Origin of the sequence: Vibrio sp. 10N.261.51.A3 (assembly GCF_041471965.1) — a bacterium.
Classification (GTDB): Bacteria; Pseudomonadota; Gammaproteobacteria; order Enterobacterales; family Vibrionaceae; genus Vibrio; species Vibrio crassostreae_C.
Window position 1 is genome coordinate 96,176 of the sequence record NZ_JBFRPK010000021.1, and the last position, 25,754, is coordinate 121,929.

Sequence of the window (25,754 nt, forward strand, 5' to 3'; positions counted from 1 at the left end):
TTGAGATAGTTCACATTCTCGCCACTGCCCATCTATACTATTTGGACAACCAATGGAGAGAGTTTTGTATGGACGCAAAGCCTTGGGCCGGTATAAATCCAATTAATCTGCGTAGTTTACTTCCGATGATGGTGGTCAGCGGAGCGATCAGCGTATTGATGTTAGTCGTTCCCTTATTCAGCCTTCAAGTGTTTGATCGAGTCCTCTCAAGTCAAAGTTTAGATACGCTTCTATTCTTGGCTTTCATTGCTGTGTTCCTACTTACAGCCCAAGCGTTCCTTGACGCGTCTAGAGCCAAGTATGCACAAAAGAAAGCGATCAAATTTGAATTTATCGCGTCTCAGCAGCTATTTGAACAAACCTCCTTCTCATCGAAATCAAAAGAAAAACATCTGTTCAACGATATAAGTGAGGTAAAGAGCCTACTCTCTTCTCCAGCCTACTTTGTCATGTTTGATCTGCCATTCACTCCCCTTTTTCTTATTATTATGTTTGCGATTCATCCATATATAGGATTAGTCGGTGTGGGTGCCGTTGTTTTTATTCTCATGACAACATTGCTTTCTCATTGGGTTAAATCTAAGCACTTTAAAACCACTTACTTAAGCCAGCTCGCAACACAAAGAAAAAACGACGAGTGCTTTCAAAAACACGCCACGATCTTTAGCCAACATCAACAACAAGGTTTAAGTCAGACCTACCAAGAAATATTGGCGGAGAAGAGCTGGTCTCGAAGCCATTTAGATCAAGCCACCTGTTCACTGAGTGCATTTTCTCGTTACATACGTATGGTCCTTCAACTCATCATCATGGCTGTCGGAGCAAGTCTAGTCATTCAAAATGCCATGTCTGCTGGTGGAATGATTGCGGGTTCAATCCTAATGGCGAGAGCACTCCAGCCAATTGAGATGCTCTCTAGTGGTATTCAAGCATGGAAAACTGGTTTGGATGCAAACAAACGCTTAGCTAAGGAATTTGCTTCTCATACTAAACATACCGAGCGAACCGAGTTGGAAACAATTAAAGGTGATCTGGTCATCGACAACGTCACATGGTTCGCGTCTGAAAAACTTAACAAGCCGACTCTTAATGGTTTGAAGCTAAGACTGGAATCAGGAAATCGAGTCGCATTGATAGGCCCTAGCGGGTCAGGTAAGTCTTCCATCTGCAAAATGATCACTAACGGCATATCGCCCTCAAAAGGTGGCATTTCTATCGATGGACTCAATGTTGAGTTGTGGAATCTGAATCAGTTCAAACACACCGTCGGTTATGTTCCTCAGCACATCGACTTTTTACATGGCACTGTCAAACAAAATATCGCCCGATTTGATTCCAACGTTACGGATAGCCAAATCGTCAGATCCGCTATTCAAGCCGGTGTGCATGATGCTGTTGTCGCCTTACCGAATGGATATGAAACGATTATCGGTTCTTTTGGTCATCAGTTATCTGGTGGACAAGCCCAGAAACTTGCCATCGCAAGAGCATTGGTTTTCTCACCTAAGCTACTCGTGCTTGATGAGCCTGATTCCCATCTCGACAAAGAAGGCGAAGAGTTTCTTGTTTCGCTATTACAATTGGCGAAAGAGAAATCCATTTCTGTCGTGATGGTAACGCATAACCCAAGCTTACTCAGACATGTCGATTGGGTTGTTGAATTGAAAAACGGCCAGATAACGCAAGCAGGCGAAGCGAGTAAAGTTGTCCGGTCGCTCTTCAATGTCGCTTCCTCGGAGGTGTCGAATGGCTAGTATTCATCATGACGATAAAGGTATTCACTTCGACGATGGTAGAAAACTGATCTTTTCTACATTCAAAATACAGGTGTTCATCTGGTTAGTTCTTGTGACTACTCTTGGTGGCTTTGCTGCTTGGGCATACCTAGCCCCGCTTTCTTCTGCTGCCATTGCGCCAGGCGTGATTATCGTAGAATCAAAGCGAAAACCCATTCAGCACTTAGAAGGCGGGATTGTAGAAATCGTCCATGTTTCTGACGGCGACCATGTTCAAAAAGACGAACTGCTCATCACGTTAAGTCACACACAAGCTCAAGCATCGCTTCTAAGGCTAAGAGCTCAGTGGCAAAGTGATTTAGCGCGGCTGAACCGCTTACAATCAGAGTTAGCGAGTCATCAAGAAATTCAATTTGATATGAGATTACTCTCCCTTATGAGTGACCCAAACGTATCAAGCTTACTTGATACGCAGAGTAAACTTTTCAGCAAAAGACAATCGTTAAAATCCGGTGAATCCGATGTGTTACAGCAAAAAGTCGAGCAATCAAAACTTGATCTGCAAGGCTTCCAACAACGATTCTTAGCCGGAAATCGAAGCCTGAAGTATTTAGAAGAACAGGTACAAATGCACCAAGATTTGCTTGTTTCCGGTAACACATCCAAATCTCGCTTATTGGATTTACAGCGAGAACGCTCTCAATTACAAGGTAACGTTGCTGACCTCAAAGCTAGAATCGGACACGCCAAGCGCACCATCGCCGAAGCGAAATTAGAGCTGATCAACGCGGATTATACTTACGCCAAAACGCTCGGCGAAGAGATACAAGATTTAGAACGAAAGCTGAATGAAACCAGAGAAGCTATGGTCAATGCTCAAGATATTCTTACCCGGGTTGAAATAAGAGCACCTCAAAGTGGTGTGGTGGTTGGACTTAATGTGGTCTCCGAAAATGCCATTGTTCCACCCGGTGAAACCTTAATGGAATTGGTTCCGCAAAATGACGAGTTGATTGTAGAAGCGTTAGTCAAGCCAGAAGACATTGAAGCCTTACGAATTGGCTTGGATACCCAAGTAAGACTGACTGCATACAGTTTCCGTAAAACACCACCGATTCGTGGAAAATTAGTCCATATTTCGGCTGACCGCATTAGCGATCAAGCTACAGGATCTTCTGCTTACTTAGCGAGAGTATCGTTAGATAAGTCTGAGCTAGAAGCATTAGAAAACATCTCATTGTATCCGGGCATGCCCGCAGAAGTGATGATATTACTTGAGCAACAAACACCGCTCGAGTATCTACTCAACCCACTCTCTGTGAGCGCCTATAAGGCAATGAGAGAAATTTAACCAAGCGCACAAAGAAGATAAAGCCAAACTCATCGTGAGGTGAGGACGGAAAGCTCCAGATCTCAGGGATGAAGCCGAGATGGCTGGGCTGCCTCTATGTATCGAATGATATGTGAGGAAAAAACGATGGCAGAAGTAACCAATACAGCAGCAGGACTGAAAAGTAATGGTAGCAATGATACCAATATACTAGTAGATGGTCCTAACCTCCCCCCCCCAGAATCTAGAGATGTCAACAATGACCTTTCTAACCTCAGCGGCGATAACCTCGAAGTACGAGCCGGTAAAGGCGACGACATTGTGCATGCCGGCAGCGGCGATGACTTTATCGCTGCTGGACGTGGATCGGACACAATTAAAGCAGGTGCCGGAAACGATGTGGTTGAAGCTTGGAATCATTCGCTCAATGCTGGTGATGAAGCCGGCGTTAACCGCGATTTAAGCGCGGCACGCGATAAAGATTTAGAAGCGCTAGGAGAAGAGTGTGTTGACGACATTGTGGTTGCAGGTGCCGGTGATGATTATGTTGAAGGCGGTGCGAACAATGACATTATTTATGGTGACAGAGGCGCTGGTGCAGAATTTGGCGAAAACCTAATCAGCGATGGTGATTTTGAAGCTTTTGACCTTGGCAATACATGGGGAACAGCGCCAAGCGCCGGTGCATGGAACGCCGAGGTTGGCAGTATCGAGATTCAAGAACAACTGCATGGCGGTGTCCCAGCAGATGGTTACGGGACTGATATCGCCAGTGGTCACTTCTTAGAATTAGACTCGCATGGCGCGAATTCAAATTCAACCGTCTCCCAAACATTTACGGTCGATGACGACGGTATATATCAACTCGATTTTTCCTACGCTTTCCGTAATAAAGGAGGCGATAGCACCACCGCTCCTTTCACAGTCCAAATAATGGCGGGCACCGACGTTGTATTCGAGAAGTCTTTCCAAGACATTGACGGCGTCGATGATGATTGGGATCTGTTTAGCGAAGATGTCGATCTCTCTTCAGGAAATTACTCACTCAATTTTATTGCCGACGGCGCAGAAGACACCTTTGGGGCTCTGATTGATAATGTGTCATTGAAGCAGGTACTGCATAACGATGTGCTCATTGGTGATAACGGGCCAGACGCTGCAAATGAAGGCGCCGCTGGGAACGACTTGATTCGAGGCGGTAAAGGGAATGACGTAATTATCGGCGATAACTTTGAAGCGCTGTCGTTTAACGAAGGAACCGGCGAGTTTGAATTAGCGGAGCCAACGACATCCGTCGACCTATCAGCAAATTCAACCGCCTACAACGCTGATGGATCTGTCGGTACCGTTGATACAGGTAATGCAAGTTCTGGCGGTACAGGTTATGGGGTAGATGGCGCAGCAGAGGCTGGCGTGCTTGCTCAAATTGGCTTCAGCTACGACGGCGGTTCTGGTGAAGGTGCATCAGAGATGTTTTCTGTCAGCTTAGACGAACATACAATGATTGCTAAAGTCGGTATATCCAACCTCTACTTAAATGAAGGCGACAATGGCGTAGATGAGGCTGGCCATTGGGCAGCATATCGAGAAGGTATTCTGGTCGCTGAGGGCGATTTCATTGCGAGCGATTTAGCGGATGGCAATAACAACAGCGGTTATCTAAACATCGGTCCTGATGAGACTGGCTTTAAAGCCTTTGATGAACTTCAGTTTACTGCCATTGGTCCTGCATTTGAAAAAAACGGAAACGCTAATGCCGATTCAAGTGACTACTACGTCACTTCTGTTACCACCGATGGCCTAACGGGTGACGGAACCGATATATTGCGCGGTGGTCGTGGCGACGATGTCATTCTTGGTGGCGACAACGCCAAGGGTGGCGTACCTGAACTCGATCCTGATACGGGTTACTACGATGTAAGTAACTTCAGAGGGACTATTGATGTCACTATGGAAGGCACCGAAGCGGGCTTCGAAAATTCGTTTGGTTACTTCACAAAAGACAGTGAAGGCAATATAAACGCTGAAGTCATTTGGGGAAATGTGAAGGATCACCTTCCAAACTCTGAAGCTGGCAACAGCTTTAGTCTCGATTTGGGGCACTGTGATGATTGCGTTGATACGCTCGGGTTCTTCATTATCCCAGATGGCGGGAATGACGGTTTCGTCTCAGGCGAAAGTATCGCAATTGACTTAAACACTCAACAAGCGACAAGCTCTAACAATAGTGACCACCCCTTCTTGCTGGGCGTACAAGATTTAGTCGGTAGTAACGGCAACCTTACCTTAGATGTTAGCGGCATTAACAACTTCAATCCGGGTACAGAACTCGGAAATCAGTTCTGGAATGACAACCCTGGCGGTGATGGTGACTTCGATGATGTGGTAACCACCGTTGAAATCGACGACCAACCAGAGCAATTGTTTGGTGGTAAAGGCGATGATTGGCTTGATGGCGGAGACGGAATCGACCATATCAAAGGCGGTAAAGGCGATGACATCATCATTGGTGGTGGTGGTGCAGACGAAATCCGTGGGGGTAAAGGCAACGATACAGTAGCCTTTGATGCAGAGGATACTCTAATTCATGGTGGTAAAGGGTTCGATGTACTGGTCGCCAATGACCCTGGTGGTGTCGATATCGACATGTCGAAGGGGTCAAACATCAATGGGTTTGAAGCAGTCATAGGGGGAGACTCAGCTAATGACAAACTGACTATTTCTCTAGGTAAAACCTTCAATCAAAACCATGACCTTGATGGTAATAGAGCAAAGAACGACGACCAAGTTGCTGAATTCTTTGCTTTAGGAATTGAAGATATCGACGCAAGTCATCTTCAAGGATTCCAATACCAAACCGCAACATCAGTGACGCTAGACCAAGATATGCAAGATAAACTTGGACTCGATGGAACTGAAACGATTACCGCTTATAGCTTCACCAAAGGAGGCAAAGAAGTCATCATCTACACTGATGCATCCTTTGATGGTGATTTCATTGGCGTTAATGAAGTTTAATTGCTTTTTGAACTAGTAAATCAGAAACAAAGTTAAAGGACTTATTGCTTGTGTAATAAGTCCTTTTTGCTTCAAAGAGCTACTCAACTAATTCCTATACAAACCCTAAATAAGAACGGCGCTCAATGAGCGCCGTTTTGTTAACTGTGTGAATACCGTGCAATTAGCTAAGGGGTCTTAGATAAGCAAGGAAACGCTTCTCTGCGAATTTGAAAATCGCGATGATGATGAACGTTAGTGCCATGTAGAACAGACCTGCCGTTAGGAAAGACTCGAATGGAGCGTAGTAACGTGAGTTAACCAAACGTGCTGCACCGGTTAAGTCCATAATGGTTACGATACCCGCTACCGCAGAGCCGTGAAGCATGAAGATAACTTCGTTACTGTAAGCCGGTAATGCACGACGTAGAGCACTTGGTAAGATGATACGACGGTAAGTCTTAGGTGTGCTCATGCCGTAAGCTTTTGCTGCTTCCACTTCACCTTTCGGTAAGCCATTAATCGCACCGCGAATGATCTCAGCAGTATAAGCTGACGTGTTAAGAATGAATGCCACCAAAGCACAGAACCACGCGTTTTCCCATAATGTGTCTTTCACTGGGAAGAATTGGTCCATACCGTAGTAAATCAGGTACAGCTGAACCAGTAATGGCGTACCACGGAAGAAATAGATAAATGACCAAGCCGGAGCATTAATCAGCATATTTGGACTGTTACGAGCGATAGCTAGTGGTATGGCGACGAATAAGCCAATGATCAAAGCAACGCAAACCATCCAAGCCGTTGTCCATAAACCACCAAGGTAAATCGGCAGGCTTTCAATTATCAATGAAAAGTCCATAACTACCTCGCGTGGATACTGAATTTACGTTCAACCAGCTTAAGTAAGCCCGTTGAAACACTGGTGAAGAATAAGAAGATAATCGCCACAGTCATGTAGAAAGTGAATGGCATTTTGGTTGAACCCGCCGCCAGTGCACTAACACGTACCATGTCTTCTAGGCCAATAATCGAAACCAGCGCAGTGGTTTTAAGTAATACCAGCCAGTTATTCCCAAAACCCGGTAATGCGTGACGAATCATCTGCGGTAGCAGTATGCGGTGAAACGCCTTTACAGGGCTCATACCATAAGCTTTTGCCGCTTCCATTTCACCGCTGTCGACAGCCATGATGGCACCACGGAACGTTTCTGCCATATAGGCACCGAAAATAAAGCCTATGGTTAAGACACCAGCAACAAATGGGCTGACATCAATATAATCAGGTAAGTAAGCGGTCCATTCGTGGTTAGGATCACTGGATGCAAACCACTCGTTGAGCCACTCGTTGATGGAATACAAACTGTTGTTTAAAAGGATTTGTCCACCAAAGAAAATCAGCATCATCAGTACGAGATCTGGAATGCCTCGAATGACGGTTGTGTAGAGGGTTGCAATAGCACGAGCCCAGCGATAAGGCGCGAGTTTTGCTAAGGCACCTAGCATACCAAGAACCATAGCTAAAATTAGCGACAGCAAGGCAACTTCGATTGTGAGCACCGCCCCTTTCAGGATCGACGCTTCATATCCTTGTAAATCAAACATAATGGATTCCAACAGAACTGCGAAAAAGTTGGTAAGACAGGGAGAGGAGAACCTCTCCCTTAAGAATTGACGCTAAAGATTACTGACCGTATACGTCGTAGTTGAAGTATTTAGCCGCGATATCTTGGTAGATGCCTTTTTCACGTAGTGAAAGGATTGCCGCATCTAATTGCTTAGTCAGATCTTTGTCTTGCTTACGAACAGCAATACCCATACCTTCACCGAACCACTTAGGATCCGTTAGAGAGGGGCCAACAAACTCGTAGTCTTCACCACCAGCTTTGTTCAGCACGCCTTCTTCTAGAGCAGATGCATCACCTAGTACAGCAGCAACACGACCGTTTGCTAGATCAAGGTAAGCTTCGTCGAATGAACCGTAACGAACGATCTCTACTGTATCGCCGTAGTTGTCTGTTAGGTATTTATCGTGAGTTGTTGCACGTTGAACTGCAATCTTTTGACCGCTTAGATCATCAAAGTTAAGGCCTGCACCTTTCTTAGCGATGAACTTGTTTGGGATAAGTGCGTATTTACCAGTGAAGTCGATTTTTTTCTTACGCTCTTCCGTGATAGACATTGCCGCGATGATCGCATCATATTTACGAGCAAGTAGAGAAGGAATGATACCATCCCAGTCTTGTGCAACGATCTTACACTGCACCTGCATTTCAGTACAAAGTGCGTTAGCCATATCGACATCGAAGCCTTTCAGTGACCCGTCAGCTTCTGTCCAGCTAAATGGAGGGTAAGCACCTTCAATACCAAAGCGTACTGTTTTCCATTCTTTTGCTTGAGCTACGCCCGTTGCAGCAGTTGCAGCAAGTGCCGCGACTAATAACCACTTTTTCATATCCCTACTCCTGTGATTTAGGTTTTTATGTTTTGCTAGTTTTAATATTGTGTTTGTTGTTGCTTATTAACTTACTTGTTGTGTTTTATTGTTCACACCGTCGCTGTTTACCGTTGGCAACGGCGTTTCAATTCTGATTAGTAAATCGATGAGATAAATTGTTGTAAACGTTCAGATTCAGGTTCCGTAAACAGTTTAGCTGGATCGCCCTGTTCTTCCACTAGACCTTGGTGCAGGAACATCACATGGTTTGATACGTCACGAGCAAAAGCCATTTCATGTGTTACCACAAGCATGGTTCTTCCTTCTTCTGCTAGATCTCGCATTACACCGAGTACTTCCCCTACTAACTCAGGGTCAAGTGCTGATGTTGGCTCATCAAACAGCATCACTTCCGGATCAACCGCTAACGCTCGAGCAATTGCCGCTCGTTGTTGTTGTCCACCGGATAAATGACCTGGGTAGTAATCTTTGCGCTCATACAAGCCTACTTTTTTAAGTAGTAGTTCTGCATTTTCAATCGCTTGAGCTTTAGGTACACCTAATACGTGAACGGGTGCTTCGATAACATTTTCGAGAACGGTCAGGTGAGACCAAAGATTGAAGCCTTGAAAAACCATCGCTAAGCGTGAACGGATACGCTGTACTTGTTTTTCGTTGGCAGGAACAGATACGCCTTGGCGGTTGTTTTTCATTTGAATTAATTCGCCATTAACCCAAATCTCGCCTGCAGTTGGTGTCTCTAAAAGGTTGATACATCTAAGGAAAGTACTTTTACCCGACCCTGAAGATCCGATAATCGATACAACATCGCCTTTATGCGCAGAAAGTGAAATTCCCTTTAAAACTTCATTTTGACCAAACGTTTTGTGTAGATCCTTTATGTCCAGCGCTGGTACATCTTTCATGCGCTTTCTCTCCCAAGTTTGTGAAAATGCAAGGTACTCCGACCTTTTCATGCGATACAAACTAGCACCACACGAAACAACATGCAACAAATTATTAACCTGATAAATTGGAATAAATAGCGATTCACTCTGACTTATTATGCAAAAGGTAGCGTTTTCGCCTCAATTTAATGAATGAGTTCTATCAATAAGCTGCAATTACACCCCTTACATTGTTTAAATAAAGTTAATCAAAATGAGATTCACGTAGCTTGATGTCTCACAAGAAAAACAAGTTTTGTGAACTTAGATACGCCGAGATCTGCAAAATATAATCTGCACGCTCAACACTACATACACACCGTAAGGCACAATTATTTTAAGGTTATTACATTGTAAACATTTCACTCGGAACAGTTGGGAAGCAAGTAATAGTGAAATAACTCAGTAAGAATTGAGTATTGAACTCGAGCCATGACGACAAAGGCTCGAAGAAGATAGGTAAACGTCAATTTGTGAAAACTAATTACACGATTCATCAATGGGAAGTTAATGAATCGCTGCGTTTTGTAGCTTTCTTTCACATATACTCATAAAGTGATCAAGATCAATCACCCTAAAGGGTAAGCTTGTTAGACTCCTCAGCAAAGAATAAGGCATTAAAAATGCCAAACATTTCTTTTAACTTAGCTGCATAAAGCACAGCAAAACCGTGCAACATAATGTTAATGAGTTATAACTAAGAAATAACGCAATTACGCAATTACGCGAACTTATAGAATTCAATTTTAGAATTACTAACAAAAAATATGAGGAATCTATGTCAGACGTTGTCAATAATGCGAACTCTGAAGTAGAAGAGAAAAGCTATAAAGAGCTACACCGTCCTGCTTCTGAATTTGAGAGCCGCTCAGATTATCTAGATCACGAACTTCAAATCATGAAGCCTCGCCGCTTCGGTTTAAACCTTCCAGGTCGTGACTTCCGCTTTGAACTTGAAGATCTTGTTCCTGCACTTGCTGGTACTATTGGTATCATTGCGATGTACTCTGCAGTAATGATGTCGTGGGCTGATGGCCTAACTCAAGCTTGGGATCACGTAAACCTAGGTAAAGACTTCGCAATTGAAGTCGCTCGTGTAGAAATGCTTATTCCTGCACTACTGTTTTGTATCCTTGCTTCTGGTTTCTTTAACCCTAAAGCAAACCTTGCCGGCAACCACGGCCCAATGATCCCTCTTATCGGTACCATCGCTCTCGCTGGTGCTCACCCTCTTGCATTGGCCATCCTGATCGGTGTGTTCGGTCTCATCCTAAGTTTCCTAAAAGGCGGATCTAAACTTGTTAACCTAACTTCTGAAGGTACAGCAGGTGGCTTGCTCATATTCTTAGGCTTAACCGGTACCATGAGCCAAATCAACTCAATTCAAGAGTGGGCGGTTGGTCTTCAATCTTCTACCGTTGAAGCGGGCAGCATGGGTTACGTTGGTTTAATCGTTCTTGCTATTACTATTGCTATCTACGCTTTCTTAGCAAAAGTGAACAAGCGTTGGTTAGCTATCCCTGTTTGTGCATTCACAGGCCTTGCTATTGCATTAGTTCTAGGTGCTGGTTTCGACATCGTATTCGAAACTGAAATGGGTATTCCAAACCTAAACCCAGTTTACTGGTGGGGTTCTACTTCTGAAGGTTGGATGCTTGGCTTGCCAAACGTTGAACACTTCATCGCATCTCTACCATTTGCAATCCTTGCTGTAGCAATGTGGTCTCCTGACTTCCTAGGTCACCGTATCTTCCAAGAACTGAACTACCCTAAACGCTCTGAAAAAGTTCTGATGGATGTTGATGACACAATGACTATGTGTTCTGTTCGTCAAATGGTAGGTACTGCAGTTGGTGGTGGTAACATCACATCTTCTTGGGGTACTTACATGATCCCAGCAGCAATCGCGAAACGTCCAATTCCTGGCGGCGCAATCTTGCTTGGTTCTCTATGTATTATTGTTGCGATTCTTGGTTTCCCGATGGACGTAGCAGTATGGCCACCAGTGATGCGTGTTGCGCTACTTGTAGGTGTATCTCTACCTCTACTTGAAGCAGGTATGCAAATGGTTAAGGATTCAAAAGATTCTCAAGCGGCTGGTATCTGTATCTTTGGTTCAGCGGTTGTTAACCCAGTATTAGCATGGGCACTAACTATGCTTCTTGATAATAATGGTCTAATTGGTGATAAAGAGCGTGCAAAGCGTCTATCATTTGTAGATAAGATTGTTATCCCTGTTGGCGTTTTAGTTATCTGTCTAGTGGCAATGCTTGCAGTTGGTATGCTAGAAGGTCAGTATGGTCTAAAAGCTTGGCTATAATAGTCCTTACTACACAAAAGTAGTATTAGGATTAAAAAAAAGTTTGGGTGGCAACCCCTGCCACTCAAATTTTTTCAACTTTTTTTGGCATTTATTGATTTAGTTTAAGGTTTGCAGAAATTTTTTAGCGTAGTCTTGAATACATAGAGTAAAGACAACATATAAAAGGTAGTGACAATATATATAACCATATGATGCTTATATGCTCATATATATTGTTATTAATAAGAGTGTACTACCCTTACGAGGGGCGCTGGCTCAACAGTGTTAATGTACGTATTTTTTCTACTAAAAAGGTAGGTATGTCATGGCAGAGCAATTTGCTAAAGCTTGGGAAGATTTTGCTGCAGGTGAGTGGCAAAGCGAAGTAAACGTTCGTGATTTCATTCAAAAGAACTACACGCCGTATGAAGGCGACGAGTCTTTCCTAGTTTCTGAGGGTACTGAAGCAACTAACAAGCTTTGGTCTTCGGTAATGGAAGGTATCAAACAGGAAAACGCAACTAAAGCACCTGTAGATTTCGATACTTCTGTTATCTCTACCATTACTGCTCACGATGCAGGTTACATTGAGAAAGATCTTGAGACTATCGTTGGTCTACAAACTGAGAAGCCACTAAAACGTGCAATCATCCCTAACGGTGGTGTGCGTATGGTTGAAGGTTCTTGTAAAGCATACGGTGAAACTCTTGACCCAATGGTTTCAAAAATCTACTCAGAATACCGCAAAACACACAATGCTGGCGTTTTCGATATCTACACTCCTGATATCCTAAAATGTCGTAAGTCTGGTGTTCTGACTGGTCTTCCTGATGCTTACGGCCGTGGTCGTATCATTGGTGACTACCGTCGTGTTGCACTTTACGGTATTGATTTCCTAATGAAAGACAAGCAAGCTCAATTTGCTTCTCTTCAAGAGCAATTCGAAAACGGTGAAAACCTAGCAGAAACAATGCAACTGCGTGAAGAGATCTCTGAGCAACATCGTGCTCTTGGTCAAATCAAGCAAATGGCTGAGAAATACGGTTTCGATATCTCTGAGCCAGCTCAAACAGCTCAAGAAGCTATCCAGTGGACTTACTTCGGCTACCTAGCTGCTGTTAAATCTCAAAACGGTGCTGCAATGTCTCTAGGTCGTACTTCGACTTTCCTAGACATCTACATCGAGCGTGATATCGCTGCTGGCAAGATCACTGAAGAACAAGCACAAGAAATGATCGACCACTTCGTAATGAAACTGCGTATGGTTCGTTTCCTACGTACTCCTGAGTACGATGAGCTGTTCTCTGGCGACCCAATCTGGGCAACAGAGTCTATGGGTGGTATGGGTATCGACGGTCGTACGCTAGTAACGCGTTCGAACTTCCGTTTCCTAAACTCTCTATACACTATGGGTCCTTCTCCAGAGCCAAACATCACTGTTCTTTGGTCTGAGCAACTACCTGACGGCTTCAAGCGTTTCTGTGCGAAGGTATCTATCGATACTTCTTCTATCCAGTACGAAAATGATGACCTAATGCGTCCTGACCTAGAGTCTGATGATTACGCTATCGCTTGTTGTGTATCTCCAATGATCGTTGGTAAGCAAATGCAGTTCTTCGGTGCTCGTGCTAACCTTGCGAAAACAATGCTTTACGCAATCAACGGCGGTGTGGACGAGAAACTTAAGATGCAAGTTGGTCCTGTTTCAGACAAGATCACTGACGAAGTTCTTAACTACGATGACGTAATGGGTCGCCTAGACACATTCATGGACTGGTTAGCTAAGCAATACGTGACTGCACTAAACAGCATTCACTACATGCACGACAAGTACAGCTACGAAGCGTCTCTAATGGCTCTTCATGACCGTGACGTTCGTCGTACAATGGCTTGTGGTATTGCTGGTCTATCTGTTGCAGCTGACTCACTGTCTGCAATCAAGTTCGCGACTGTTAAACCAATCCGCGACGAAGATGGCATTGCAACTGACTTCGAAATTGAAGGCGATTACCCTAAATACGGTAATAACGACTCTCGTGTAGATGATATTGCTTGTGAACTAGTTTCTACGTTCATGAACAAGATCCGTAAGCTTAAGACTTACCGTAACTCTATCCCTACACAGTCAGTTCTTACTATCACGTCTAACGTTGTATACGGTAAGAAAACTGGTAACACTCCAGACGGTCGTCGTGCTGGCGCTCCTTTCGCTCCTGGTGCAAACCCAATGCACGGTCGTGATGAGAAAGGTGCTGTAGCATCACTAACGTCTGTAGGTAAACTACCATTTGCTGACGCACAAGATGGTATCTCTTACACGTTCTCTATCGTGCCAAACGCACTAGGTAAAGAACAAGACAGCCAACGTGCTAACCTTGCAGGCCTAATGGATGGTTACTTCCACCACGAAGCTGGCATTGAAGGTGGTCAACACCTTAACGTTAACGTTCTTAACCGCGAAACTCTTGAAGACGCAGTTAAGCACCCTGAGAAATACCCTCAGCTAACAATCCGTGTATCTGGTTACGCTGTTCGCTTTAACTCTCTAACTGCAGAGCAACAAGCTGACGTAATCGCACGTACATTTACTGAGTCTCTATAAGCTCACGCTCAATAGACAGTAAATAATATTAGCCTCGCCAATGTGCGGGGCTTTTTTATATCTGAAATAAATCGCACTACACTCACCTATCCCGCGAAATGTTAGGTTGAGCAAAAAAGCACCCTGCCATTCACTTTTTTTCCACAAATTCTGTCAAATTACGGTAATATCGCGGTTCATAATTTAAGAGTAACTGCTCCATGAAATACCTGCGTTGTTTACCCCTGATTCTTCTCTCTTTCTCATCTTTAGCCTCTGAGCGTTCTACGTTAACTTTTGCTTTAGATAATGATGGTATTTTTGGTGTCGACCAAGACTATACCAACGGCTTATTTCTGGGTTACACATCATCAAGTATTGCGCCATATAACTGGGTAAAACCATTGAGTCTTTCCTACTGGGGCGCAAGCTCTCTAGACAAGTGGGAAATCACCATTGGCCACAAGATGTATACGCCTTCTGACATTGAGTTAGAAACGCCATCGCCTAATGATCGCCCATACGCAGGTTACCTTCACACTGAATTCAATTACATCAGCTTAAACCCACAGCAAGCCCAGCGTTTTAATATCACGTTTGGTACTACGGGCGAACGTGCACTGTCTGAAGATGCTCAAAAGCTGGTTCACTCAATCACTAAGTCGGATGAGCCGATGGGTTGGGAATACCAAGTCGATGATGAATGGGCGGGAAGCGTTGGTTACCTAAGCCATTTCAACCTAATGCGTAATCAAGCTCTTGCGAATACTGACTACGAAATCTCTAACGTTTCTGAAATCAACGTCGGTAACTTTAGAAGTGACATTTCAACGGGCTTCATGTTTCGTTGGGGTACAGACTTAGGCGGTAACTTTGGTGCAGCTAACATCACCACAGAAAACCCATTCAAACCGGGCATGATCGGCGCATCAAACGCTGGTTGGTTTACCTATGCAGGCCTCGAAGGTCGCTACCGATTCAACGACCTGACTATCGAAGGCGATCGCTCAGGTGTTGATGAGTACGCTAATAAAAACAACGAAGATCCAGCGATCTACGATGTGACTTTAGAGAACATTCAAGCAACTGCTGTATTGGGTGTCGCTTGGTATAACCGATACGTTGGTGCCTCTTTAGCGCTAACCGCAAAAACACCGGATTACGAAGAAGCGAAAGAGTCAGTGTACACCACTGGCGGTATCACAATGTTTGCTTTCTTCTAGCCACCAGTAAGGGCTTTCGTCCTTTACTTTTCAAGTTTAATAAAGGCAATCATCTTCACAGGTGGTTGCCTTTATTTTTAAAGGTCTCGTTACCATTTGACCCTATTTTATGTACCGTTTTTGTAATAAAATAAACGGTATAAATTCCTCTACGAGAATAGCTCATGTCTACAACTGGTCGCATTCACTCATTCGAATCTTGTGGTACTGTCGATGGCCCTGGTATCCGCTTTATTGTGTTTCTTCAAGGCTGCTTAATGCGTTGTATGTACTGTCATAACCGTGATACATGGGATCTTCATGACGGAAAGGAAGTAACGGTCGAAGAGATCATCAACGAAGCAAAATCATACCGTCATTTCATGAAAGCATCGGGCGGTGGTATCACCTGTTCTGGTGGTGAAGCGATGCTACAACCTGAGTTTGTTCGTGACTTTTTCCGCGCAGCTCAAGCTGAAGGCATCCACACTTGTCTTGATACTAATGGCTACATTCGTAAGCACACTGAAGTGGTTGATGAAGTCCTAGAAGCCTCTGATCTAGTTATGTTGGATCTTAAGCACATGCGAGATGAGATTCACCACGATTTCATTGGTGTATCAAACAGACGTACTCTGGATTTCGCACGCTACTTACACAAAATCGGTAAGAAGACGTGGATTCGTTATGTGATTGTCCCTGGCTACACGGACACACCTGAAGATGCTCATCTGCTAGGCGAATTCATCAAAGACATGGATAACATCGAGAAAGTAGAACTGCTTCCATACCATAAGCTTGGTGCACATAAGTGGGAAGCACTTGGTTTTGACTACCCTCTTGAAGGTACAAACCCGCCAAGCAAAGAGAAAATGGACGAGATTGTTGCTGTTCTTAGCCAGTACCATTCAAACGTAAAATACTAATACTGCAGACGATGCTCAACCTCTATTTTAAACGCCTCAATTTCGATTGGGGCGTTTTCTTTTCTAGCGCTAACTATCCTTTCACTTTTCTTTACAACTTTTGTTTATCAATTAAAAAAATCATATTAAATCCGTGTTGAGATCATGTTTCCACGCGTAGGAATGCTGTTACTCTTACTGCAACAAAAGAATATAACATTTAGTTTTTTAGTGAGGCTCATCCCATGGAAATGACCAATGCTCAGCGTCTAATTCTATCAAATCAATACTACCTAATGTCTCAAATGAACCCTGAGAACTCGGCGAAATACCAGCGTCTACAAACGATTGTAGAACGTGGTTACGAACTCCAAATGCGTGAGCTTAACAAAGAGTTTGGTTGTTTGACTGAAGCAGAATGTCGCGAAATTATCGACATCATGGAGATGTACCATGCAATGCAAGAGTCGAACAAAATGCTTGCAGAGCAAGAGCGTGCTGAAGTAGACCAACGTCGCCTGCAGTTCTTAGGTTTTGATATCGCTTCTGAAGCGCAGATCGTACACTACGTGCGTTTCCTTGTTGATTCTGAAGGTCTTTACCCTCAATTCGACAAAGCCGATCACCACTTCAATAGCCAGATGCCAATGCTAGAGAAGTACCGTCGCATGCTAACAACATGGCGCAACTGCCCTCGTCAGTACCACCTATGTGCGACAGAGCTATCTCAAATCTTTAGCGCTTAATTCGTTAATAGATCAGCGATAACTTTTAAAAAGTTTCAAGAAAAAGGGTTACTCATCATGAGTAACCCTTTTTTAATGTTCGCACACAAAGAGAAAAACCAAAGCAACTAGAAAACGTAAGCAACACCAACGTTCGCGGCCATGTTGATACCACTTTCAAGTATTGGGCTATTCTCTATATCACCTTCAAGGTTGGTATAACGAACGCCACCAGTTACTCGAACATTTGGCGTAACATGCAGATAGCCACTATTTTGAACCCATTATTCTTCACTACATCTACCTATTTATTGAGCAATTTTTGATAACTTCGCGCATTATATGGTACTCCATTCCAAAAATCAATAGAGCCCAGTTATACATCTAATGCACATAAATCCATTGTGAGTATTGTTAAGCGACCTAAAATCTCAAAACAAACGGCCAGATCCCCTCGAATGTAAAATAATTTGATTCTACGCGCCTCAAGTTGCCTATTGCGCTCGCCACGTTTTTCACACGCAAAATTGTAAATAAATACATAATTGTTAAGCAAAATTGTGGAAGCGGTCTAACCTTAAAATGTAGGGAGAGCCTATTTTTCAATCGCTCGTCAGTTTTGACTGGTTAACAAGGGGAATGTGACTATGAGTATCTTTGACCACTATCAATCACGTTATGAAGCAGCCAAGGAAGAAGAGCTGACATTGCAGGAGTTCTTAGGGCTGTGTAAAGACGATAAAAGTGCTTACGCTAATGCTGCCGAGCGCTTATTACTAGCCATTGGCGAACCAGAGGTTATTGACACTGCTCAAGACCCTCAACTGAGTCGTATTTTCTCGAACCGTGTCATCTCACGCTACAGCGAATTTAAAGATTTCTACGGTATGGAAGATGCGATTGAACAGATTGTTTCTTACTTAAAACATGCTGCGCAAGGTTTAGAAGAACGTAAACAAATCCTTTACCTACTTGGCCCTGTGGGCGGTGGTAAATCTTCTCTCGCTGAAAAACTCAAAGCCCTGATGCAGAAACTACCAATCTATGTATTGTCTGCTGACGGTGAACGAAGCCCAGTAAACGATCACCCATTCTGTCTATTCGACGTTAACGAAGACGGCGACTTATTGAAGAATGAATATGGCATTGAGAAACGCTATCTTCGCTCAATTATGTCTCCGTGGGCAGCAAAACGTCTGCACGATTTTGGCGGTGATATTTCCAAATTCAAAGTCATCAAACTGCGCCCTTCTATTCTCGATCAAGTTGCGATCGCGAAAACGGAGCCAGGTGATGAAAACAACCAAGATATCTCGTCTCTGGTTGGTAAAGTTGATATTCGTAAACTTGAACACTTCTCTCAAGATGATCCTGATGCCTACAGCTACTCTGGTGCGCTTTGTAAAGCCAACCAAGGTGTGATGGAATTCGTGGAGATGTTCAAAGCGCCAATCAAAGTATTACACCCTCTACTTACGGCAACACAAGAAGGTAACTTCAACGGTACCGAAGGGCTTTCTGCACTGCCATTTGACGGTATGATTCTCGCTCACTCGAACGAATCTGAGTGGCAGACCTTCCGTAACAACAAAAACAACGAAGCATTCCTCGACCGTGTGTACATTGTAAAAGTCCCTTACTGTCTGCGTGTGTCTGAAGAAGTTAGGATCTACAAGAAACTGCTTGAGCACAGTGAGCTATCCCAAGCGCCTTGCTCACCAAGCACACTCGATCTGCTATCGCAATTCAGCATTCTTTCGAGACTAAAAGAGCCTGAAAACTCATCTCTATTCTCTAAGATGCGTGTTTACGATGGTGAGACTCTAAAAGACACCGATCCAAAAGCGAAGAGCTACCAGGAGTACCGAGATTATGCTGGCGTTGACGAAGGCATGTCTGGGCTATCAACGCGTTTCGCCTTTAAGATCCTGTCTCGTGTGTTTAACTTCGACCAAGCCGAAGTGGCCGCGAACCCAGTGCACCTGTTCTACGTTATTGAGCAGCAAATCGAACGGGAGCAGTTCCCTCAAGAGACCGCCGAGAAGTACCTAGAGTTCTTGAAAGGATACCTAGTGCCACGCTACGTAGAGTTCATCGGTAAAGAAATTCAAACCGCTTATCTAGAGTCTTACTCTGAGTACGGTCAGAATATCTTCGACCGCTATGTCACCTACGCAGATTTCTGGATTCAAGACCAAGAGTACCGCGACCCAGAAACAGGCCAACTATTTGACCGTGCTTCTCTGAATGGTGAACTAGAGAAAATCGAGAAGACAGCCGGTATCAGTAACCCCAAAGACTTCCGAAATGAGATTGTGAACTTTGTGCTTCGTGCCAAAGCCAACAATAACGGTCAAAACCCAGTGTGGACGAGCTACGAGAAACTGCGCACTGTGATTGAGAAGAAAATGTTCTCTAACACAGAAGAGCTACTTCCTGTTATTTCGTTCAATGCTAAGACCTCAACGGATGATCAGAAAAAACATGACGACTTCGTTGCTCGTATGATGGAAAAAGGCTACACCGAGAAGCAAGTGAGACTGCTATCTGAGTGGTACCTAAGAGTTCGTAAATCCTCATAACTAAACGGTATTGAGCTGCTCAACTGAGCAGCTCGTATAAACCAATAACTTTTATACCTTAGTAAATCAATAACTCTTATACCCGAATAAAAAGTAGGATCGCGACATCAGCTGAGAGGGAGTTCTTATGGCACAATTTATCGATCGGAGGCTCAATGGCAAAAATAAGAGTGCTGTGAATAGACAGCGTTTCTTACGACGCCATAAAGAGCAAATCAAAGAATCTGTGGCCGATGCAGTTAACCGACGCTCAATCACCAATACAGAAACAGGTGAAGACGTCACTATTCCCCATAAAGACATCAAAGAGCCGAACTTTCACCAAGGTCAAGGCGGCGTAAGAGAGCGCGTTCACCCAGGTAATGATCAGTTCATCACTGGCGATAAAATCGAACGCCCTAAAGGTGGTGGTCAAGGTGGTGGCTCAGGCCAAGGCGACGCAAGCCCTGATGGCGAAGGCCAAGATGAATTTACCTTCCAAATTTCAAAAGATGAGTATCTTGATATTCTCTTTGAAGATTTAGCTCTACCTAATCTAGAGAAAAATCAGGTCAACAAAATCACCGAATGGAAAACTCACCGCTCTGGTTACCAAAGCGCGGGGATTCCATCCAACATCGCTATCGTTCGTTCACTACAGCAATCTCTGGCTCGTAGAACCGCGATGACAGCAGGTAAAAAGCGCGAGCTTAACCTACTGATGGAACAGCTTGACCAAGTTAAAATGACGGAGCCGGCACAACCTTTTGAGGAAGGTCGCCTCAAAGAAGAGATTGCCGAGTTACGTAAAAAGATTGAAAGCGTGCCGTTCATTGACACCTTCGACTTACGTTTTAAAAACTACGAGAAGCGCCCTATTCCATCTAGCCAAGCCGTGATGTTCTGTCTAATGGATGTATCGGGCTCTATGGATCAGGCCACAAAAGATATTGCGAAGCGCTTTTATGTTCTTCTGTATCTGTTCTTAAATCGCACCTACGAAAACGTCGATGTTGTGTTTATTCGTCACCATACTCAGGCTAAAGAGGTCGACGAACATGAGTTTTTCTACTCACAAGAAACGGGTGGCACCATTGTTTCAAGCGCACTGAAACTGATGAAGGAAATTGTCGCAGACCGCTACCCTGCTAATGAGTGGAACATCTATGCAGCACAAGCCTCTGATGGCGATAACTGGGCTGATGACTCTCCTCGCTGTAAAGAGTTACTGGTCAATACGCTTCTGCCAACTTGCCAATATTACTCTTACATCGAAATAACACGCCGCTCTCATCAAACACTTTGGCACGAATACGAAAAACTCGAGAGTAGCTTTGACAACTTCGCCATGAAAAACATTAAAACGGTGGATGATATTTTTCCTGTGTTTAGAGAACTGTTCCAGAAAGAGACAGCGTAAGGGAGTTTGCCATGACAGCGAAATCAAACGTTGCAGAGAAAAACAAAGCTGCAAAAAAGAAAAACGACAAGATGCTGCCTGATGGTCCAGATTGGACGTTCAACCTCTTGGAGAAATACCACGTAGAAATCAAACGTGTTGCGCAGCATTACCGTTTAGATACTTACCCAAACCAGATTGAAGTGATTACTTCAGAACAGATGATGGATGCCTACTCGAGCATTGGTATGCCTATCAATTACAACCACTGGTCTTTTGGTAAGAAATTCATTCAAACCGAGCAAAACTACAAGCATGGCCAAATGGGCTTGGCATACGAAATCGTAATCAACTCCGATCCTTGTATCGCTTACCTGATGGAAGAGAACACGGTCACAATGCAGGCGCTGGTAATGGCTCACGCTTGTTATGGCCACAACTCTTTCTTTAAAGGCAACTACCTGTTCCAAACATGGACCGATGCCAGTTCCATCATCGATTACTTGTTGTTTGCTAAGAAGTACATCAGTGGTTGTGAAGAGAAATATGGTGTTGCTGAAGTCGAGCAGCTCCTTGATTCTTGTCACGCACTGATGAATTACGGCGTAGACCGATACAAACGCCCTGAGAAGATTTCCATTGCAGAAGAGACAGCAAGACAAGAAGAACGCGAAGCTTATCTGCAATCTCAAGTGAATGAGCTATGGCGAACCGTTCCTCAAAATAAAAGTAAGGAAGAAGAGACCAAGATCCGCTTTCCTAGCGAGCCTCAAGAAAACATTCTCTACTTTATCGAGAAGAACGCACCACTGCTTGAACCTTGGCAACGAGAGTGTGTTCGCATCGTTCGCAAAGTGAGCCAATACTTCTACCCTCAAAAACAAACTCAAGTGATGAACGAAGGCTGGGCAACCTTCTGGCATTACACCATTCTTAACCACCTTTACGACGAAGGCTTGGTGAGTGATAAGTTCATCTTAGAATTCCTACACAGCCATACCAGTGTCGTCGCACAACCTGCCTACAACAGTCCTTATTTCAGCGGGATAAACCCTTATGCGCTTGGCTTTGCGATGTTTAGAGACATCCGACGCATCTGTGAAGAGCCAACCGATGAAGATAGAGAGTGGTTCCCTGAGTTAGCCGGAAGTGATTGGTTAGAAGCGGTGCACTTTGCGATGCACAACTTCAAAGATGAAAGTTTCATCAGCCAATACCTTTCTCCAAAAATCATTCGAGACTTTAAGCTGTTCTCTGTACTCGACGACGACCGTAAAAATACCATTGAGGTGAGTGCTATTCATGATGATCCGGGCTATCGCCTGATTCGTGAGAAGCTTGCGGCGCAATACAACCTAAGTAACCTTGAACCAAACATTCAGGTGTTTAATGTCGATGTTCGTGGTGACCGCTCAATGACACTGCAATATGTGCCTCACGACCGCATCCCGCTTGATAAAGGCTACGACGAAGTGATGAAGCATCTCTATCGCTTGTGGGGCTTTGATGTGATTTTGGAAGAGCTCAAAGATACGGGTCATAGAGAGATTCTGACTACTTGTCCAAAACGTAATGATTATGGAGCCAAGATTTAATATCAATCACAGTAAGTCAGTGTTTGGTATAAAACTCCGCTCCCCCTACAACATAGTGGTCACCCGCTCGGAAGTGGAGCAATAAAAAAACGCATAAGTCTGATGACTTATGCGCTTTCTTTTTAAGGCTCAAACGTCTGTAAATGAACGTAAGGCACCAAGCCTAGAACTAGAACTAGAACTAGAACTAGAACTAGAACTAGAACTAGAACTAGAACTCAATAAGCTTAAACAATCGGCTTTTGACCGCGTTCAATCAGCTTCATCAACACGCTGTCTGCAGATTTACCTGCCACGCCCGCTAGTTTGTCTGAAAGCTTTTTCTTCTGTACGTAGTGGATCGCTAGAACCGTTTTGTCCTTACATGCCGCTACGACTAAGTCATCAGAAGTGCTGATCTCATCCACCAGTCCAAGTTCATGTGCTTGTGTACCAAACCAGTGTTCACCCGTTGCTACTTTTTCAAGATCTAACGCAGGACGATGGTCACGGATGAAGTCTTTGAATAGGCCATGTGTCTCTTCTAGCTCTTCTTTAAACTTCTCACGTGCTTTATCGCTGTTCTCACCAAACATAGTAAGCGTGCGTTTGTACTCACCCGCCGTTAGCTGCTCGAACTCAATATCGTGCTTTTTAAGTAGTTTGTTGAAGTTTGGCAGTTGAGCGATAACACCAATAGAGCCAACAATAGCAAACGGTGCAGATACAATTTTGTCTGCGATACATGCCATCATGTAACCGCCGCTTGCCGCCACTTTGTCTACCGAGATAGTCAGAGGCAAACCTGCCGCTTTGATACGATCAAGTTGAGAAGACGCTAAACCATAGCCGTGAACCATGCCACCGCCAGACTCAAGTTTCAGCAATACTTCATCACCTTCACGAGCCACAGCCAGAACCGCCGTTACCTCTTCACGTAATGAAGCCACTTCTTTCGCATCAATGCTGCCGTTAAAATCAAGAACGAATAGATGTGGTTCACGCTTACTATCAAGCTCACCCTCTTTCGCTGCTTTCTTCACTTCTTTACCGCGTGATTTTACTTTCTCTTTTTCCGCTTTCTTTTCTGCTTTATCACGGGCTTTGATGAAAGCATCATCATGTAGATGGTGCTCTAGTTGTTCAATCGTCTGTTTATGATGTTCAGATAGGTTCGTGATTTCCAGCTCACCTTTAATCGCGCTTGATTTCCCACCCACAGATTTAGCAATCACTAAAATTGCGATGATGGCGATTACAACGGTCGCAATCTTGGCTAAAAACAAGCCGTAGTCCAACAAAAATTCCAATGTCATATCCCCTATTGTATGAATTAGTGTATTGTAACCATCTTGTCACGATTACCAAGAATTTCTCATCATTCCTGCGGTTATCTGTGTGATTAAACATCAATGGAATGACGAACATAATAAAAGAAAGAAGGATAAGCACAGTGGATTACCCAATCTCTACAGATGCCCTCAAAGATAAAGTAATTTTGGTTACAGGTGCCGGTGCTGGCATTGGTCGCCAAGCAGCACTAAGCTTCGCTCAACATGGTGCAACTGTCATTCTGTTAGGCCGCAATGTTAAAAACCTTGAATTCATTTACGATGAAATCGAAAGCGCTGGTTACCCACAACCTGCGATTATCCCATTGGATTTAAAAGGTGCGACAAAGCAGAACTACGTTGATATGGCTGAAACCATTCAATCACAGTTCGGTCGTTTAGACGGTCTACTTCATAATGCTGGCGTTCTTGGCACTCTGAGCCCGTTTGAGCAGATTGATGAAGAAACCTTTGATGATGTTATGCAGATCAATGTGAAGTCTGAGTTCTTGATGACTCAAGCTCTGCTACCTGCACTTAAAAAAGCAGAAGCAGGTCGTATCGTATTTACCTCTTCAACGGTTGGTCACTCTGGTCGTGCATTCTGGGGCACTTACGCAATTTCTAAGTTTGCTACCGAAGGTATGATGCAGATCCTAGCGGACGAGCTTGAAGACACGAACATCCGTGTTAACGCAATCAATCCAGGCGGCACTCAAACACGTATGCGTGCAAAAGCGTACCCAGGTGAAGATGCGAACAAGCTAAAAACGCCACTCGACATCATCCCACTGTACCTACACTTAATGAACCCAAGTGTGACAGACATTAATGGCCAATGTATCGATGCTCAACCTAAGTAACTGATATCATTGACCAATAGTAAAAAGTCGCTTCCATAGCGGCTTTTTTTGTATCTAAATCAAGCACCTAAAACTTAGTTCCTCTGATTTTCATCATTTTGCTTTGCATCTTTTTCATTGTTAAATATACTGTATAAATATACAGGTATTTAATTATGCATGAACTAATAAAAAACTTACAAGACCGCCAGCTAATCTGGAAAGGGTTACAATCAACAACGCAAGGAAGCACCACTTCAACAGGCTATCCTCAACTGGATAAACAGCTTGATGGCGGCTTCCCGACGCACGGCGTTATTGAAGTTGAATCACAACAAGGGATCGGCGAGCTTCGCCTACTGACGCCCTATTTATCTCAACAAAACTCGCAAAAACTGGCCATATTCATTAACCCGCCAGGGAAGATCTGTGCTGAGTTTTTTAACAGCCAAGGCATTGAATTAGAAAACATTCTCGTTATCCAGCCTCAACGCGATCTCGATGCGTTGTGGGCAGCTGAGCAGTGCCTCAAAAGCGGCGCTTGTCACTCTGTATTGCTATGGGGAGCCGATCTAGAAATACACCAAACAAAGCGCCTACAAGCAGCCAGTGAAACCGGTAAGTGCCTGCAGTTTCACTTTAAAGCCACCAGCCATAATCAATTATCCCTGCCCGTTTCCTTAAGCATGAAACTCTCTTCTCACGCGCAGGGATTAAAGGTTGAAGTGACTAAGAGAAAAGGCAGCTGGTCGTATGGCAGCTTTATTCTAGACATGACACACTACTGGCCGTTACTCACAGAGAAAGTCGTTTATGAAGACAATTCAGACCGCGCTTTGTCTGGTAACACTGTGCTGGCTTTTCCTATTGCGAAGCAAGGCTAAC

The 25,754-nt window shown here is 44.0% G+C and carries 18 protein-coding genes, 1 pseudogene and 1 riboswitch; of the genes and pseudogenes, 13 read left to right on the forward strand and 6 right to left on the reverse strand.

Translation table 11 applies throughout. The features are described 5' to 3' along the window. Positions 1-68: 68 nt before the first annotated feature. The 3 genes from AB4371_RS05645 to AB4371_RS05655 all read left to right on the forward strand — a co-directional run bounded on the left by AB4371_RS05645 (position 69) and on the right by AB4371_RS05655 (position 6,084). Positions 69-1,754: a type I secretion system permease/ATPase gene (locus tag AB4371_RS05645; RefSeq protein ID WP_017062120.1), complete on the forward strand. Its 1,686-nt coding sequence runs from the start codon at positions 69-71 to the stop codon at positions 1,752-1,754. Then, the gene (locus tag AB4371_RS05650; protein WP_017070029.1) at positions 1,747-3,087 is read left to right on the forward strand and encodes an HlyD family type I secretion periplasmic adaptor subunit; all 1,341 of its coding nucleotides are present in this window, start codon (positions 1,747-1,749) and stop codon (positions 3,085-3,087) included. The genes AB4371_RS05645 and AB4371_RS05650 overlap by 8 nt, the downstream gene beginning before the upstream one ends. 12 nt (positions 3,088-3,099) lie before the next feature. Then, positions 3,100-3,183: riboswitch (cyclic di-GMP riboswitch) on the forward strand. A 30-nt stretch (positions 3,184-3,213) separates the two neighbouring features. Beyond that, positions 3,214-6,084, forward strand: a complete 2,871-nt coding sequence (locus AB4371_RS05655) for a hypothetical protein (RefSeq protein ID WP_372149227.1) — start codon at positions 3,214-3,216, stop codon at positions 6,082-6,084. A gap of 163 nt (positions 6,085-6,247) precedes the next feature. Here the strand turns inward: AB4371_RS05655 and AB4371_RS05660 are convergent, their stop codons facing one another. The 4 genes from AB4371_RS05660 to AB4371_RS05675 form a co-directional block, all read right to left on the reverse strand. Next, positions 6,248-6,925 (reverse strand): ABC transporter permease, encoded by a 678-nt coding sequence (locus AB4371_RS05660; protein WP_017062123.1) that lies wholly within the window; start codon positions 6,923-6,925, stop codon positions 6,248-6,250. Positions 6,926-6,927: 2 nt separating this feature from the next. Beyond that, the gene (locus AB4371_RS05665) at positions 6,928-7,668 is read right to left on the reverse strand and encodes an ABC transporter permease (protein ID WP_017062124.1); all 741 of its coding nucleotides are present in this window, start codon (positions 7,666-7,668) and stop codon (positions 6,928-6,930) included. A gap of 79 nt (positions 7,669-7,747) precedes the next feature. Further along, positions 7,748-8,518 (reverse strand): ABC transporter substrate-binding protein, encoded by a 771-nt coding sequence (locus AB4371_RS05670; RefSeq protein ID WP_017062125.1) that lies wholly within the window; start codon positions 8,516-8,518, stop codon positions 7,748-7,750. A 137-nt stretch (positions 8,519-8,655) separates the two neighbouring features. After that, the gene (locus AB4371_RS05675; protein ID WP_004736532.1) at positions 8,656-9,426 is read right to left on the reverse strand and encodes an ABC transporter ATP-binding protein; all 771 of its coding nucleotides are present in this window, start codon (positions 9,424-9,426) and stop codon (positions 8,656-8,658) included. A 799-nt stretch (positions 9,427-10,225) separates the two neighbouring features. Between AB4371_RS05675 and AB4371_RS05680 the strand changes: the two genes are divergently transcribed. The 5 genes from AB4371_RS05680 to AB4371_RS05700 all read left to right on the forward strand — a co-directional run bounded on the left by AB4371_RS05680 (position 10,226) and on the right by AB4371_RS05700 (position 17,183). Beyond that, a complete protein-coding gene (locus AB4371_RS05680) occupies positions 10,226-11,767 on the forward strand; it encodes a DUF3360 family protein (RefSeq protein WP_372051810.1) in 1,542 nt (513 codons plus the stop codon). Between the two features lie 307 nt (positions 11,768-12,074). Continuing rightward, complete coding sequence (gene pflB / locus AB4371_RS05685; RefSeq protein WP_017066931.1) at positions 12,075-14,351, forward strand: formate C-acetyltransferase; 2,277 nt, start codon at positions 12,075-12,077, stop codon at positions 14,349-14,351. A gap of 200 nt (positions 14,352-14,551) precedes the next feature. Beyond that, positions 14,552-15,553 carry a lipid A deacylase LpxR family protein gene (locus tag AB4371_RS05690; RefSeq protein WP_372149230.1) on the forward strand — a complete coding sequence of 334 codons (1,002 nt, stop codon included), beginning with the start codon at positions 14,552-14,554 and terminating at the stop codon, positions 15,551-15,553. Between the two features lie 164 nt (positions 15,554-15,717). After that, on the forward strand, positions 15,718-16,458 hold the full coding sequence (pflA, locus tag AB4371_RS05695) for a pyruvate formate lyase 1-activating protein (protein WP_010437353.1): 741 nt from the start codon (positions 15,718-15,720) through the stop codon (positions 16,456-16,458). 224 nt (positions 16,459-16,682) lie between these two features. Continuing rightward, on the forward strand, positions 16,683-17,183 hold the full coding sequence (locus AB4371_RS05700) for a YfbU family protein (protein WP_017070032.1): 501 nt from the start codon (positions 16,683-16,685) through the stop codon (positions 17,181-17,183). 107 nt (positions 17,184-17,290) lie between these two features. Here AB4371_RS05700 and AB4371_RS05705 read toward each other — a convergent pair. Beyond that, positions 17,291-17,431: pseudogene (locus AB4371_RS05705) on the reverse strand (MipA/OmpV family protein); the annotation flags it as partial. A gap of 378 nt (positions 17,432-17,809) precedes the next feature. Here AB4371_RS05705 and AB4371_RS05710 point away from each other — a divergent pair. From AB4371_RS05710 to AB4371_RS05720, 3 genes are all read left to right on the forward strand, one after another. Further along, complete coding sequence (locus AB4371_RS05710) at positions 17,810-19,744, forward strand: PrkA family serine protein kinase (RefSeq protein ID WP_136982868.1); 1,935 nt, start codon at positions 17,810-17,812, stop codon at positions 19,742-19,744. A gap of 127 nt (positions 19,745-19,871) precedes the next feature. Then, the gene (locus AB4371_RS05715) at positions 19,872-21,143 is read left to right on the forward strand and encodes a YeaH/YhbH family protein (protein WP_017062133.1); all 1,272 of its coding nucleotides are present in this window, start codon (positions 19,872-19,874) and stop codon (positions 21,141-21,143) included. Positions 21,144-21,154: 11 nt separating this feature from the next. Next, positions 21,155-22,717, forward strand: coding sequence for a SpoVR family protein (locus AB4371_RS05720; protein WP_017062134.1), 1,563 nt, complete (start codon positions 21,155-21,157; stop codon positions 22,715-22,717). Between the two features lie 227 nt (positions 22,718-22,944). Here AB4371_RS05720 and sohB read toward each other — a convergent pair whose 3' ends face one another. Further along, positions 22,945-24,006 carry a protease SohB gene (gene sohB, locus AB4371_RS05725; RefSeq protein ID WP_009849001.1) on the reverse strand — a complete coding sequence of 354 codons (1,062 nt, stop codon included), beginning with the start codon at positions 24,004-24,006 and terminating at the stop codon, positions 22,945-22,947. A gap of 143 nt (positions 24,007-24,149) precedes the next feature. Between sohB and AB4371_RS05730 the strand changes: the two genes are divergently transcribed. After that, on the forward strand, positions 24,150-24,890 hold the full coding sequence (locus AB4371_RS05730; RefSeq protein WP_017062135.1) for a YciK family oxidoreductase: 741 nt from the start codon (positions 24,150-24,152) through the stop codon (positions 24,888-24,890). Between the two features lie 155 nt (positions 24,891-25,045). Further along, entirely contained in the window at positions 25,046-25,753 is a 708-nt protein-coding gene (imuA, locus tag AB4371_RS05735; protein ID WP_017063488.1) for a translesion DNA synthesis-associated protein ImuA, read from the forward strand. Position 25,754: the final 1 nt, after the last annotated feature.